Genomic DNA, 14286 nt, shown 5'->3' with positions numbered 1-14286 from the left:
TAAAGATGATAAAACCGGAACAGATGGGAAAATGAAGGAGGAAGTATCTTGTTAGAGATAAAGATAAATGAAGCAGAGAACTCTGCCAGAATTATAGTAGTAGGTGTCGGCGGAGCCGGTAACAACGCTGTCAACCGTATGATCGATGAAGATATTGCCGGTGTAGAATTTATCGGTATCAATACAGATAAGCAGGCACTGCAGTTCTGCAAGGCGTCCACAGCTATGCAGATTGGTGAGAAGCTGACCAAGGGACTTGGTGCAGGCGCAAAGCCGGAGATCGGTGAGAAAGCAGCTGAGGAAAGCCAGGAAGAGCTGGCACAGGCTCTCAAGGGTGCAGATATGGTATTCGTTACCGCAGGTATGGGCGGCGGTACCGGTACAGGTGCAGCTCCGGTTATTGCACGTATCGCAAAAGATATGGGCATCCTGACGGTCGGCGTTGTCACAAAGCCGTTCCGTTTCGAGGCAAAGACCCGTATGAGCAACGCGCTCAATGGTATCGAAAAACTGAAAGCAGCTGTCGATACTCTGATCGTTATCCCGAATGATAAACTTCTTGAGATCGTAGACCGCCGTACCACGATGCCGGATGCACTGAAGAAAGCAGATGAGGTTCTTCAGCAGGCAGTACAGGGTATTACCGACCTGATCAATGTTCCGGGTCTTATCAATCTTGACTTTGCAGATGTTCAGACCGTTATGGTGGACAAGGGTATCGCTCATATCGGTATCGGTCATGCGAAGGGTGATGACAAAGCACTTGAGGCTGTTAAGCAGGCTGTATCCAGCCCGCTGCTTGAGACAACCATCGAGGGTGCAAGCCACGTTATCATCAATATTTCCGGCGATATCAGCCTGATCGAGGCAAATGACGCAGCCAGCTATGTACAGGAGCTTGCAGGCGACGATGCCAATATCATCTTCGGTGCGATGTACGATGAGAATGCACAGGATGAGGCGACGATCACTGTTATTGCGACTGGACTGGATTCCCACGGTGTGAACACACCGGTCGCAAAAGCGATGACTGAGTTCAAGACTCCGTTCAAGGCAAAGACGACTGGCAATACATACGCTCAGCCGGCAGCACAGACTGCAGCGGCAGCGCAGCCGACCTACAAGGCACCGACCTTCCGTGCACCATCTGCAGCAGCACCGGCACAGCCAGTCGCTCCGAAGGAAGCACCGCAGTCGGCACCGGCACAGCCGTTCCGCCCGATGCGCCAGGAAACACAGATCAATATTCCGGATTTTCTGAGAAATAAGAAATAATATAAGAGTGAGAGATGAACTGCTCTTGCTTTCGTAAAAATATGAAATATTTACAGAAGCAGTTGCTTTTGGAAGAGACACGCATTAGAAGTGAAAATTTCTGATGCGTGTTTTTTTGTCGATTCAGATCTTCGACTTATGTCGAATCTACTCAAATTTTACGTTTTCCCCCGATTTTTGGCGATCAAAACAGGCGTTTTGCGCCCTCGGTTTGACAAATTTTGCGGAACTTTTTTCTTATAATATCCCGTGTCGGACAGAAAGGTGGGAAGAGACAGTGACTTATCGTGTGTATGCGGATGTCATCCTGCTGCAAAATCTGGTAGCGGATTTCCTGCTTCTGTCGGTGGTGAAGAATTGCCTGCGTCTGCCGGAACGCCGGTATGGGCGGTTGGCAGGGAGTCTTCTGGGAGCCGTGTATGCGTTAGGAATGGTGTTAGCTCCGATTCCGCTGGGATATGCCGGGCGGATGCTCCTAAGCGCCACGATGAGCGTGCTGATGGCATGGACGGCATTTTCCATCCATAGGAAGTCGGAGGCGGCAGAAGCTGCGATCGGGCTTTACATAGCATCTATGCTGGCGGCTGGCTGCATGGAACTGGTTCAGCCGCTTGGAATACGGGTGAATCTTCTGTTCTGGCTGTTTACCGCGGGGGGGAGTTTTCTGATTCCATCTGCGGTGTGGCGGTTTGGTATGCAGCGGTGTATGAAGCTGGAACACCAGTACGCGGTAACGCTTTTTAACAAAGGCAGGGAGCGGCATGTGCAGGCGATTCTCGACACAGGCAACCATCTGACGATGCCGCTTTCGGGGCGTCCGGTGCAGGTGCTGGATGCGTGTGCGGCAGAGAAATTTTTTTCCTGGGAGGACGGTGTCCAATACATCCCATTTCGGAGTGTCGGAAAGGGCGGCGGCGTGATTCCGGCATATCAGGCGGAGCGGATGGAAGTGTCCGGTCAGGGCGGTATGCGGGTGATTGAGAAGCCGTGGATTGCCATTTCACAGGAGGCGCTGTCGCAGAAGGGCGAGTACCAGATGCTGCTCAATGAAAAATATTGGTTGTGAAGAAAACCATGCAGACAATCGAACCATAGCGAACAACATAAGGGGGAAAGCGTATGTTTATAAAAGTTTCAGTTCCAGGTCAGTTTCGTTTAAAAATGATGCCGTCGTTCCGGTCATTTCTGATGCACCGGGACGGGGAAGTTCATTATATCGGGGGAACCGATATCCTTCCGGCACCGTTTGACAGTGTGCGGGAGGCGGAGGTTTTAAGAAAATTTGGAACCAGTGAGGATAAAGAGGCGCGTTCGGCGCTGATCGAACACAACCTGCGCCTGGTGGTCTACATAGCAAGAAAGTTTGACAACACCAGCGTGGGCGTGGAAGATCTGATTTCGATCGGGACGATCGGTCTCATCAAGGCGATCAACACGTTTGACGTGGATAAAAATATTAAGCTGGCGACCTATGCATCCCGTTGTATTGAAAATGAGATTCTGATGTATCTCCGGAGAAATAATAAGACGAAGCTCGAGGTTTCGATCGATGAGCCGTTGAATGTGGACTGGGATGGAAATGAATTGCTTCTGTCGGATATTTTGGGAACGGATGAGGATATTATTTACCGGGATCTGGAGGATGAGACAGAGCGGAAACTGTTGAATGCGGCGATCGACCGCCTGAATCCGCGGGAACAGAAAATCGTGAAGCTGCGCTTTGGTCTGGGGAGAGAGCAGGAAGATGAAATGACCCAGAAGGAGGTTGCCGACCTTCTGGGTATCTCGCAGTCATACATATCGAGGCTGGAAAAGAAGATTATGAAACGCCTCAAGAAAGAAATTTCGCAGCAATGCGGTCTATACACCAGCCGATAAGTGCTGGAAGAAACAGACCGATCAGGATGTAAAACGGACCCATTTCATAGCGGAAGGAGACCGGGAAGTTGGAAAGCGTTTCCGGTATTTCCTTCAAAATGAAGCGGGCATAGGCAAAATCGATCAGCTTGAACAGCGTGAAATGAATCGCCATAATGTCAAAGGAATGGCGTCCTAAAAAGGCAAGGACCTTTGCCAGCGGTCTGATGCGCTCGGACAGGTCGGAGAGCGAAAGGACGAAGTAAATTCCAATGATGGAGATCGGATAAAATAAGACGCCCGGAATGTGCATGCTTGCCAGATCGATGAAAATGTGAAGCTTTGTGTTCGTCAGGTGCAGAAGCAGGGCGCTTATCAGGCAGCCGTACCAGACCGTATAGTGGCGGAAATTGGAGAAAAACTGCTGCATCAGCCAGGCGATGAGATAGACCGGAACAACGAGCAGCGCCGCCTGCAGATTGTAAGGGAGCGGGCAGCTTCTCATATTTAAGAAGACACCGGCAAGACCAATCAGGATGCATGCAAATGCACATACAGGAAGCTTGACATTATCTTTCCGGGTAAAGCGGGCAGCCGCGCGTCCAAACCAGACGCATCCGGCAAAGAGTCCGGAGGACACCAGCCAGACCGGCAGAAACCAGAGGGCACCCTGAACCTGTTCCGGGGAGTTGAAGGTAAGACTGCTCATCCATGCCGTAAGCATTCTGGTATGGTTGTAAAGTTCCTGTCCCGCATAGAGCCTGTGCGTTACAAAAAAGTTGTGGAGCAGGACAAAAAACAGCGTGTAGAACATATACCTGGGCCATGCACCAGCGAGACGGGAGCCGAAGTAGCGAAACGGCGTATCCCCGTATTTCGTTTCATTATAAAAATAGCCCGTGATAAAGAAGAACAGCGCCAGGTGGAATAGATAGACGAACGCACCGGCGAAATATCCGGTATGCCCCAGCACGATCGCAATAATGCCCCATCCCTTTACGATATCCCAGTAGAGGGAACGGGCTTTTTTTTGTGTGTTCATGAATGGATCTCCTTGTGGTTGAATTCTATTTTCTATAAATAATATTGATCGTAAAATCCCTGAAAATATATTTTACTATGGAACGGCAGAAAAGGCAAGAAATTGGAATGAGTGAAAATGGTTCTCATTTGTCCGGGTATAAATGAGCTTTGAATTGTCCATTCTAATGTATAGGTGACAAAACAAAAATCAAAACGATTCAACTGTTTGCGTTGATCGTCCATCATACGGAGGGAATGGAAATGCCGGTCTATAAAGTGGAAATCTGCGGGGTCAATACATCCAAGCTGCCTCTTTTAAGTAATGAGGAGAAAGAAGAACTGTTTCGCCGGATTCTAAAGGGCGATCGGGAGGCAAGAGAACAGTATATCAAGGGGAATCTGCGGCTGGTGCTCAGTGTAATACAGCGCTTTTCGGGCAGCCGGGAAAATGTGGACGATCTGTTCCAGATTGGCTGTATCGGCCTCATCAAGGCGATTGATAATTTTGATATTACCCAGAATGTCCGTTTTTCGACGTATGCGGTTCCGATGATTCTGGGGGAGGTGAAACGGTATTTGAGGGATAACAATTCAATCCGGGTCAGCCGGTCGCTCCGCGATACGGCATACAAAGCGATCTATACCCGTGAAAATCTGCTGAAAAAGCAGTCAAAGGAGCCGACACTCTGCGAGATTGCCAAAGAATTGGGAGTCAGCAAAGAGGAGATAGCGTATGCGCTCGATGCTATCCAGAGCCCGGTCAGCCTGTACGAACCGGTCTATACGGACGGCGGCGATCCGCTCTACGTGATGGATCAGCTCAGTGACAAGAAAAATTCAGAGGAACATTGGGTCGAGGATCTGTCGCTGGGGGAGGCGATGCAGCGCCTGCCGGACCGGGAACGCCGCATTATTGATATGCGCTTTTTTGAGGGAAAGACCCAGACAGAGGTTGCCGAAGAAATCCATATTTCGCAGGCGCAGGTGTCACGGCTGGAGAAGAGTGCGTTAAAAAGCATGAAGCATTATTTGAGCTGAATGTTGATAGGGATTGTGTGAGATTCTTCTGATTGATTGTTTGGCGGCTCTGTGTTAAAATATAGAGGATATAGTCTGCAAAAAGAATCTGAAAATCAAGCAGATGACTGTTATCTGAACTGGGGTTGAGCGGAGTATTCCATCTGATATAGTGATAAAGGCAGCTTGGCGATGCGACACTCAGGCAGTCATGGACAGCAGACAGAGTAGAAAAGACAGGCGCAGGCGGATTGAGCCTCGCGCATGATAAAATGTACTCTCGGAGTCTTTTCTGCACTCGCTTTTGTGGCTGATTTTCCGCCAGCCGTACCCGAATTTCATCAACGTACGCACCGCGTACGCCTCAGAAATTTGGGCACAGATGACAAAAAATCATCTCACAAAATCAAGCACAGAAAGATTCCGAGAGTACATTAAAAAGAGCCGGAGGAATTCAAATGGAGAAATTACGTGAGCTGATGAAAGAACATCAGGATAAAGCAGATAAAAAAGTGATGGGAGAGGTTCTGGAGCTGCTTCAGAGAGAGCCGGGACTGTTTGTTGTGACTGTCCATGCGACGAAAAACTTCTTCCTGGGTGCAGAGAACGGCAAGGCGGCTGCTTTCCTTTACACCAGCCGCGAGTATGCAGATGAGTTCGTGAAAGGGCTGGAGATGGTCGGCGTAGAGACGAAGGTACTGGAGATCCGCCCATTACAGCGTATTTCCTTTTTCAACGACCTCTACCGCAGCGGTTTTGAGGCAGTTGTGATCGACAAGGGACAGGAAAATCATATGTCCATGTCGCTGTTCAGCATCATCGAGAAACCAAAGGATACATCCGAGATCGTGATGAACCCGTCCCTGGTCCGTTCTGCAAATCAGTTCTATCAGGCACTGGTACAGCACCAGGCATTCCCACAGATGCAGGATCTGATGTGCAAAGAGCTTTACGGTGCGCGTCTGCTGGTTCCGGTTGCTGACCCGCAGAAGACGACGGCAGTGCCGGTTCTGACCACCGGAAAGGGTGTACGCTATTACCCGGCATTTACGGATTTAGTAGAATTTGGCAAATTTGATCGTAAACACCAGTTTGGAGCAATGGAAGTCCGCTTCCGCGATCTGAAAAAATATCTGGATTACGTGAATGGAATCGTGGTAAATCCGTTTGGATTTGCACTCCGTCTGGACGGCGAGAAGCTGGATCGGATTGAGAAAGAGAATATGAAGCTGAAGGTTGTAAAATAAATGCTGCTGTGACCGTGACCGGTAATGAATAGATGTCAGCATAATAAACTGTGATAAAAAGGCTGTCTCCCATCAGAATGTATCATATAGATGCATCTGCCGAGAGACAGCCTTTTTGATTATTCGGTTCTCCTGTTTTTTTCATATAAATGTAGTAATCCCTTCATCAACAGCGCCCCATCATACGTGATCGTATGCGAACAGAGCGGCAGGACAATCTTGGAGATGCCGCCGGTGGCGATGATGGAAGTTTTCTCTCCGAGTTCTTCCTCGATGCGATCCAGCATACCGTCGATCATCGCGGCATTGCCAAATATGACGCCGCTTCTCATGCAGTCTATGGTATTTTTGCCAATGACACGGCGCGGCGTATCGAGGCTGATGCGCGGCAGCTGGGCAGTGCTGGCGCTCATGCTGTCGAGGGAAACGCGAAGTCCCGGCAGGATCGCGCCGCCGACATAGCGTCCGTTTTTGTCGATGACAGACATGGTCGTAGCGGTTCCCATTTCGATGATGATGATTGGCGGTTCATGCTCTGCAAGGGCACCGACTGCGTTTACGATCATATCACTGCCGACGGATTTCGGGTTGTCCATCAGGATGTTTAAGCCGGTTTTCATGCCGGAACCGACCAGCATTGCGTTTAGTCCCGTTATTTTACGGATGGCGGCAAGAATCGTCCGGTTAAGCGGCGGAACGACCGAGGAGACGATCGCACCATCAAGCTGATCTGGGGCAATATGGTAAATTTCAAGAATACTTTTCAGCGCCACGGCATATTCCAGATTCGGTTTTCCGATGGTGGTCGTGATGCGTTCTACAAAATACGTTTTTTTTGCGTCGATCACGCCGATAATAATGTTGGTGTTTCCAACGTCGATAGCTAGAATCATAAAATAACTCCTTTATATCTCCTGCATCTCTACAATAATCAACATCTCTTATAAAATGTTGATTGTATAGTTATCGCAACGGTTTCATATGTTCAACTGTTACTATTTATTATATATCCACGTTAATAGTATGATTATATGTTTTTTAAAGAAAAGGATCAAGAAGAAGATGAAAAATGTTTTTAAGATCTGTTACCGATCGCGCGTGAGTGAACCGTAACTTGGACTTGCGTATTCGTTTAAAATAATATAGAATAAATACGTTTAGACAAAGTTAAAGAATGGTAGTAAGTTTGGAGGAAGATTTTTTTGGAAAATATAGCGGAGCAGATCAAAAAACGGCGTACATTCGCCATTATTTCCCACCCGGATGCTGGTAAGACAACCCTGACGGAGAAGTTTCTTCTCTACGGAGGCGCGATCAACCTGGCTGGTACGGTCAAGGGAAGAAAAGCGGCCAAGCACGCGGTTTCTGACTGGATGGAGATAGAGAAGGAGAGAGGTATTTCGGTTACCTCTTCCGTATTACAGTTTAATTATGAGGGATTCTGCATCAATATCCTGGATACACCAGGACATCAGGATTTCTCGGAGGATACCTACCGTACTCTGATGGCAGCCGATTCGGCGGTCATGGTCATCGATGGTTCTAAGGGTGTCGAGGCGCAGACGATCAAGCTTTTCAAGGTTTGCGTTATGCGCCACATCCCGATTTTTACCTTTATCAACAAGATGGACCGAGAGGCGCGCGATCCGTTTGAGTTGATGGATGAGATCGAGAGCGTGCTCGGCATCCGTACCTGTCCGGTCAACTGGCCGATCGGCTGCGGTAAGAATTTTAAGGGCGTGTATGACCGTGCCACAAAGAAGATCACAACCTTCACAGCAGCAATGGGCGGACAGAAGGAGGTCGCATCTCAGGAGTTCTCGTTAGAGGGCGATGAGGTTAACTCCATCATCGGTCCAGACTACCATCGGCAGCTGATGGATGATATCGAGCTTCTGGACGGCGCATGCGATGAGCTGGATATGGAGCGTGTCAGCCGCGGAAATTTATCCCCGGTATTCTTTGGTTCGGCGCTGACAAACTTTGGTGTAGAGACATTCCTGGAGCATTTCCTGAAAATGACAACCTCGCCGCTGCCGAGAAATACGACAACCGGCATGGTGGATCCGTTCTCTCCGAATTTCAGCGCGTTTGTCTTCAAGATTCAGGCAAATATGAACAAGGCGCACCGCGACCGTATCGCATTTATGCGTATCTGTTCCGGCAAATTTGAGGCAGGCATGGAAGTAACGCATGTGCAGGGCGGACGCAAGATCCGTCTCTCCCAGCCACAGCAGATGATGGCGCAGGATCGAAAGATCGTCGAGGAGGCATATGCGGGCGATATCATCGGTGTATTCGATCCGGGTATTTTCTCGATCGGTGATACACTTTGTACAGGTGAAAAGGTAGAATTTGAAGGCATTCCTACGTTCGCACCGGAACATTTTGCACGCGTGCGCCAGATGGACACGATGAAGCGCAAGCAGTTCATCAAGGGCATCAGCCAGATCGCCCAGGAAGGTGCGATCCAGATCTTCCAGGAGTTCAACACAGGTATGGAAGAGATCATCGTCGGCGTAGTCGGCGTCCTCCAGTTCGAGGTACTGACCTACCGTCTGGAAAATGAGTACAATGTAGAAGTCAAGCTGGAAAAACTTCCATACGAGTACATCCGCTGGGTAGAAAACGCTGACGAGATCGACGTAGCCAAGATCCAGGGAACTTCGGATATGAAGCGGATCAAAGACCTCAAAGACAATCCACTGCTTCTGTTTGTCAACAGCTGGAGTGTGGGAATGGTGGAAGAGCGGAATCCGAAGCTTAAGTTAAGCGAGTTTGGGCGTAACTAAAGCCATGCAGCGGAAAGCACCGTTTCAGCGAATGGAAAATTTATTTTTCAGGCGCTGAAAGGGGGATTTCTGCTATACGGCGCAGCCGGACAGAGGTGTGAAACCGCAGGTTTTGCACCCCTGGGCATGGTAAAACAAGAGAGGGTTCCCATCGTCCCACCTGGGCATGGTGAAAATATAGAAAAAATCAGAAAAGGAGACATTTCATATGAGCAGAGTAGATGTAGTACGTGCAGCCATGGTAGAAGCCATGAAAGCAAAAGACAAAGCAAGAAAAGATTCCTTATCCATGCTGTTATCCGCACTGAAAAATGCGGAGATCGACAAGCGTTCTCCGCTGACTGAGGAAGAGGCGGACGCAGTTGTAAAGAAAGAGATCAAGCAGACGAAGGAGACTCTGGAACTGGCTCCGGCAGATCGTGCGGATATCCGCGAGGAGGCACAGGCACGTCTGGCAGTTTATCAGGAATTTGCACCGGAGGATCTGACCGAAGAGCAGATCGCAGAGGTGATCAAAAGTGTTCTGGCAGAGCTTGGCATTGAAAATCCGGCACCGTCTGACAAGGGCAAAATCATGAAAACCCTGATGCCGAAGGTAAAGGGCAAGGCAGACGGAAAGGTAGTGAACCAGGTACTGGCTGGAATTCTGTCCAAATAATAACCAAAGGAAAAGAACGAGGCGGAAGATTTATGTATAAAAAGAAAATCGAGCAGTATATCGAGGCGCACAAGCAGGAGATGTTAGATGACATATGCACGCTGTGCAGCATCAACAGCGAGCGTTCGGCATACCAGGAGGGCGATCCGTTCGGCGAAGGTCCGAGCCGCGCACTGGCACAGGCACTCAAAATGGCGGAAGAGTATGGATTTTCCATCAACAATTACGATAATTATGTAGGAACCGCCGATTTAAACGACGGTGAGCACCAGCTAGATATTCTGGCACACCTGGATGTTGTCCCGGCAGGCGAGGGCTGGACTGTGACACAGCCGTTTGAACCGATTGTAAAAGACGGAAAGTTGTACGGACGCGGCACGGCGGATGACAAGGGACCGGCGGTAGCAGCTCTGTATGCGATGCGTGCGGTCAAAGAACTGGGAATCCCGGTGACAAAAAATGTCCGCCTGATTCTGGGAACAGATGAGGAGTGCGGCAGCAGCGATATTGAACATTATTATAAAGTGGAGAAGGAAGCGCCGATGACATTTTCACCGGATGCTTCGTTCCCGGTTATCAATATCGAAAAAGGACGTTTCCCGGGGCATGTGACAGCTTCTTTTGAGGTATCGACGGAGAATGCGCGGATCCTGTCCATCGAGGCTGGCATCAAGATCAATGTTGTTCCGGGCAAGGCGCATGCGACAATTACAGGACTGACCGAGGAAGAGGTACGTCCGATGGCAGAGGGCGTGACGAAGGAGACTGGCGTACAGTTTGAGCTTCAGGCAGAGGAAGATGTGATCGTGATCACCGCAGTCGGTGAGGGCGCACACGCCTCGACACCGGAGGAAGGCAAAAATGCGCTGGCATCCCTGCTTCTGCTTCTGGATCGCCTGCCATTTGCATCCTGCGGACAGACGAAGCTGATTCACAGCCTGACTGAGTGCTTCCCGTGGAATGATACCGAGGGCAAGGCGCTTGGCGTGGCGATGCAGGCAGAAGGATCCGGAGCGCTGTCTCTGGCATTCACAATGCTTACGATGACGGAGACACGGATGGAAGCGTACTTTGACGGACGTTTCCCGATCGGCGGCAATGATGACAACCTGTTGAAACCGGTGGAGGCAAAACTTGCGTCCCACGGCATGAAGTTAGAGTCCCCGCAGCTGCGAGAACCGCATTTTGTAGACGGCAATTCCGAGTTTGTCAGAACACTTCTAAATGCTTATGAGCTTTATACCGGCAACAAGGGCGAGTGCAACTATACCGGCGGCGGCACATATGTGCATGACCTGAAAAACGGCGTTGCATTTGGCGCGTCGATGCCGGGCGTGGACAACCGTATGCATGGGGCGGATGAATTTGCCTATGTGAGTGATCTGGTGGCAAGCGCGAAGATTTTTGCACAGGTGATTGCGGATTTGTGTAAGTAACAGAAAATTTCGTTTTTTCCGCCGTAAGAATTAAAGAAACCTTAATTGATTCGCCGCAGGTTCTATGTTAGACTGAAATCCACAACCGAGAGGTACTGTGCATGTTTGAAGACGGCTGCAGGAACTCCGGCGAGAGGGAAAGGAGAGAACGATTATGAAAAAATCATTCCATACAGTTAAAAAGGCAGGGATTCTGACGGCGGCAGCGGTTCTGGGAACAACGGCACTGGCGGGATGCGGCAGTAAGGCAGATACAACAGAGAGTGCAGCGGCAAGCGAGGCAGCAACTGAAGCGGCCGGAGAGGCAGAAGCATCGGATGCACAGCTTGTCATCGCAGGCGGAGACAGTGCCGGACTGATCGCGGCGGTTCAGGCGGCAGCCGAGGGCATGGATCCGTCGAAGATCCTGATTCTGGCACCGGGCGAAGAGCTGGCGGCAGATATGACGGAGATGGCACCGTATGTCAATGCAGCCGATACGGATGAGCAGTTCCAGGCGAATCTTACGGATGATTTTGAGATTTATCTGTCCGATATTATGACGGCAGGAAATAATACGAACAATTCGGATATGGCGGCATATGTATCGGAGAACAGCGAAGAGGCGAAAGACTGGCTTGCCGACACACTGGGAATGGAGTACGGCGATCTGACACAGGAGGCAGGTTCCTCGGTAGCCCGCAGTTTCCCGGCAAAAGAGGGAAATCTGAACGAGCTTGCACAGGAAGCGCTGCTTAAAAAAGTCGAAGAGCTGAAGATTCCGGTTGAATATAAGGCAGAATTAAAGAGTGTCGCTTACAATGAAGAAGGTGCCCTTGACCGCATCACTGTGACGGTGGACGGCAAGGATCAGGAGATTGACTGCCTGGCACTGGTAGCGACCGATGTTTCCCTGATTCCGGTTTTTGAGGAATCTCAGGTATACGAGGCAGATGGCAAGGCAGCAGCCCTGGTTGTCAGCAACAATGCGGAACAGCTAAACAAAGATAGCGGCGAGCTGATCAATGGTCTTTATGCAGCAGGTCCAATCCTGTCAGCGGCAGTAGACGGTGAAGGTGTGCTCTCCGGCAATGAGTTGACCGAGGCGGTTATGTTTGGTTCGACTGCAGGAACAGAAGCAGCGGTTTATGTTTCGGATAACCAGTAAAAGCTAAGCTGGTTCATATGTAATGCCATTTCTAAAACAGTAGATGATGCAGACGAAATAAATAGAAATAAAATATGGAACCTTTAAGAAGAAGGTTCAAGCAAGAAGCGGGTAAAAGCGAAAAAACTTTTACCCGCTTTTGGTATTTTACAGAAAACAGCACGGAACTGATTTGCAAAAATAAAATTGTTTTTATTATGGAGATAATACCTAAAAAGTAAGTCAGAACTAACTCTGTATCACTGAATTATTATAACTTATTCGCGATTCGATATATTTGTTTATAATAATCCGGCTTTTTGATACTATGTAGTCAAACCTCATGAGGAACACGAGAAATAAAAAACCATTACATAAGGGGGTATCACATGGTGGAGAAAACTAAAAATGGGGCGGAGAAAAAAGAAACTCCGTTGTACGTGAAAATATTCATTGCATTGTTTGCAGGTATCGCGTTTGGTTATGTTTTAAATTTTATGGGCGGCGTGGAGAATGAGATCATTAACGGATATGTCCTTCCGTTCTTCCAGTTCATTGGAGATTTGTTTATCAAGTTGATCAAGATGATTGTCGTTCCGCTGGTGTTCTTCTGTATCATCGACGCGGCACTTTCGCTGGGCGATATCAAGAAACTTCGAAGCATCGGCGTTAAAACCATCATCTGGTTTTTAGCAACTGGCGGTATTTCGGCAACCATCGGTCTGATACTTGCCAATATCATCAAACCGGGACGTGGCTTGCAGCTGGGAACGGCAGAGACAGCAATGGAGGTGAAAGAACTTCCGGGTATCTACCAGACACTGCTCGACTTAATTCCGTCCAACCCATTCCAGGCACTGACAAGCGGCGAGATGATGCAGATTATCGTCTTTTCCCTGTTTCTTGGATTTGCCATCATCAGCATTGGCAAGGAAGCACAGCAGTTATGTGACATCATCAGCCTTTGTTCACGGACGATGTTTAAGGTTATCGACATGATTCTTGGAATCATCCCTTACGGCGTATTCAGTTTGATGACTGTAGCACTTGCAAAATATGGCGTTGCCATCTTCGGACCGGTTCTGAAATTCATCTTAACTGACTATCTTGCCTGCATCACCATGAGTATTGTTGGATACAGCATTTTCCTTAGCGTGATTGGAAAGGTAAATCCGATGAAGTTCTGGCGCAAAGCGTTTGAACCTTGGATGATTGCATTTAGTACCTGTACTTCTTCAGCAGCTCTTCCGGTATCGATGGAAGTAGCACCGAAGAAGATGGGCGTTCCGAGAGATATTGCGAGTTTCGTACTTCCGCTTGGATGTACCGCTCAGATGAACGGAACGTGTGCATACTTTGGTATCGTTGTTCTCTTTGCCGCACAGCTGTACGGCGTAGAGTTAAGTATTCAGCAGCAGATTATGCTGGTTGTACAGGCAACCTTCTTAAGCGTTGGCTGTGCAGCAACTCCGCAGATTGGTCTGGTTATCAGCTTAACCCTGATGACCCAGATGGGACTTCCGCTGGATGCATATGCACTGGTAGCTGGAATCTATCGTATCATCGACCAGATTCACACATCTACTAACTCCGTAGGCGACCTGGTAGCATCTGTCTGCATTTCTCAGATGGAGGGCGAACTGGATCACGAGATTTTCAATCAGGAAGAAGCCAAAAAGGCAGCTTGAGTTTTAGAAAGAGACATCCCGGATTCGTATGAAATGTGAAATATATCTGGGCAGTAGTTATGTATGGAACCCGGAAAGCGGGGAAACGACAAATTTGTGCAGAACGTGAATCAAAGATGGAATATGGAACCCCCGGTTCTGAAAAGTCCACGTTTTCCGGATAAAAA

13 protein-coding genes are annotated in these 14286 nt (G+C 49.0%); 11 read left to right on the top strand and 2 right to left on the bottom strand.

Annotated elements, in window-relative coordinates; all coding sequences use genetic code 11:
• Window positions 1–48 precede the first annotated feature (48 nt).
• The 3 genes from ftsZ (at window position 49) to sigE (ending at window position 3153) form a co-directional block, all read left to right on the top strand.
• Window positions 49–1275: a cell division protein FtsZ gene (gene ftsZ / locus DWX68_RS06890; protein ID WP_022360220.1), complete on the top strand. Its 1227-nt coding sequence runs from the start codon at window positions 49–51 to the stop codon at window positions 1273–1275.
• A 277-nt stretch (window positions 1276–1552) separates the two neighbouring features.
• Complete coding sequence (locus DWX68_RS06885) at window positions 1553–2341, top strand: sigma-E processing peptidase SpoIIGA (RefSeq protein WP_182432152.1); 789 nt, start codon at window positions 1553–1555, stop codon at window positions 2339–2341.
• Between the two features lie 53 nt (window positions 2342–2394).
• Window positions 2395–3153: an RNA polymerase sporulation sigma factor SigE gene (gene sigE, locus DWX68_RS06880; protein ID WP_106999729.1), complete on the top strand. Its 759-nt coding sequence runs from the start codon at window positions 2395–2397 to the stop codon at window positions 3151–3153.
• On the opposite strand, the gene DWX68_RS06875 is transcribed toward sigE, so the two are convergent.
• Entirely contained in the window at window positions 3107–4174 is a 1068-nt protein-coding gene (locus tag DWX68_RS06875) for an acyltransferase family protein (RefSeq protein ID WP_118628886.1), read from the bottom strand. The genes sigE and DWX68_RS06875 overlap by 47 nt on opposite strands.
• Before the next feature lie 242 nt (window positions 4175–4416).
• Here DWX68_RS06875 and sigG point away from each other — a divergent pair, with 242 nt between their 5' ends.
• On the top strand, window positions 4417–5193 hold the full coding sequence (gene sigG, locus DWX68_RS06870) for an RNA polymerase sporulation sigma factor SigG (RefSeq protein WP_106999731.1): 777 nt from the start codon (window positions 4417–4419) through the stop codon (window positions 5191–5193).
• Between the two features lie 437 nt (window positions 5194–5630).
• Complete coding sequence (locus DWX68_RS06860; RefSeq protein ID WP_022360225.1) at window positions 5631–6419, top strand: SseB family protein; 789 nt, start codon at window positions 5631–5633, stop codon at window positions 6417–6419.
• A 119-nt stretch (window positions 6420–6538) separates the two neighbouring features.
• Here the strand turns inward: DWX68_RS06860 and DWX68_RS06855 are convergent, their stop codons facing one another.
• A complete protein-coding gene (locus tag DWX68_RS06855; RefSeq protein ID WP_106999733.1) occupies window positions 6539–7312 on the bottom strand; it encodes a type III pantothenate kinase in 774 nt (257 codons plus the stop codon).
• Between the two features lie 309 nt (window positions 7313–7621).
• Between DWX68_RS06855 and DWX68_RS06850 the strand changes: the two genes are divergently transcribed.
• The 6 genes from DWX68_RS06850 (at window position 7622) to DWX68_RS06830 (ending at window position 14119) form a co-directional block, all read left to right on the top strand.
• Window positions 7622–9211: a peptide chain release factor 3 gene (locus tag DWX68_RS06850; RefSeq protein WP_106999734.1), complete on the top strand. Its 1590-nt coding sequence runs from the start codon at window positions 7622–7624 to the stop codon at window positions 9209–9211.
• A 208-nt stretch (window positions 9212–9419) separates the two neighbouring features.
• Window positions 9420–9869 (top strand): GatB/YqeY domain-containing protein, encoded by a 450-nt coding sequence (locus DWX68_RS06845; RefSeq protein WP_022360228.1) that lies wholly within the window; start codon window positions 9420–9422, stop codon window positions 9867–9869.
• A gap of 32 nt (window positions 9870–9901) precedes the next feature.
• A complete protein-coding gene (gene pepV / locus DWX68_RS06840) occupies window positions 9902–11305 on the top strand; it encodes a dipeptidase PepV (protein ID WP_106999736.1) in 1404 nt (467 codons plus the stop codon).
• A 154-nt stretch (window positions 11306–11459) separates the two neighbouring features.
• A complete protein-coding gene (locus DWX68_RS06835; RefSeq protein ID WP_118628885.1) occupies window positions 11460–12452 on the top strand; it encodes an FAD-binding protein in 993 nt (330 codons plus the stop codon).
• Between the two features lie 74 nt (window positions 12453–12526).
• Window positions 12527–12673, top strand: coding sequence for a hypothetical protein (locus DWX68_RS14640; RefSeq protein WP_182432151.1), 147 nt, complete (start codon window positions 12527–12529; stop codon window positions 12671–12673).
• Window positions 12674–12820: 147 nt separating this feature from the next.
• Complete coding sequence (locus DWX68_RS06830; protein WP_106999738.1) at window positions 12821–14119, top strand: dicarboxylate/amino acid:cation symporter; 1299 nt, start codon at window positions 12821–12823, stop codon at window positions 14117–14119.
• Window positions 14120–14286: the final 167 nt, after the last annotated feature.

This window comes from Clostridium sp. AF20-7 (assembly GCF_003479275.1).
Lineage (GTDB): Bacteria > Bacillota > Clostridia > Lachnospirales > Lachnospiraceae > Otoolea > Otoolea fessa.
The sequence above is the reverse complement of the archived record's forward strand: the minus strand, read 5'-3'. Positions and strand labels throughout refer to the sequence as shown.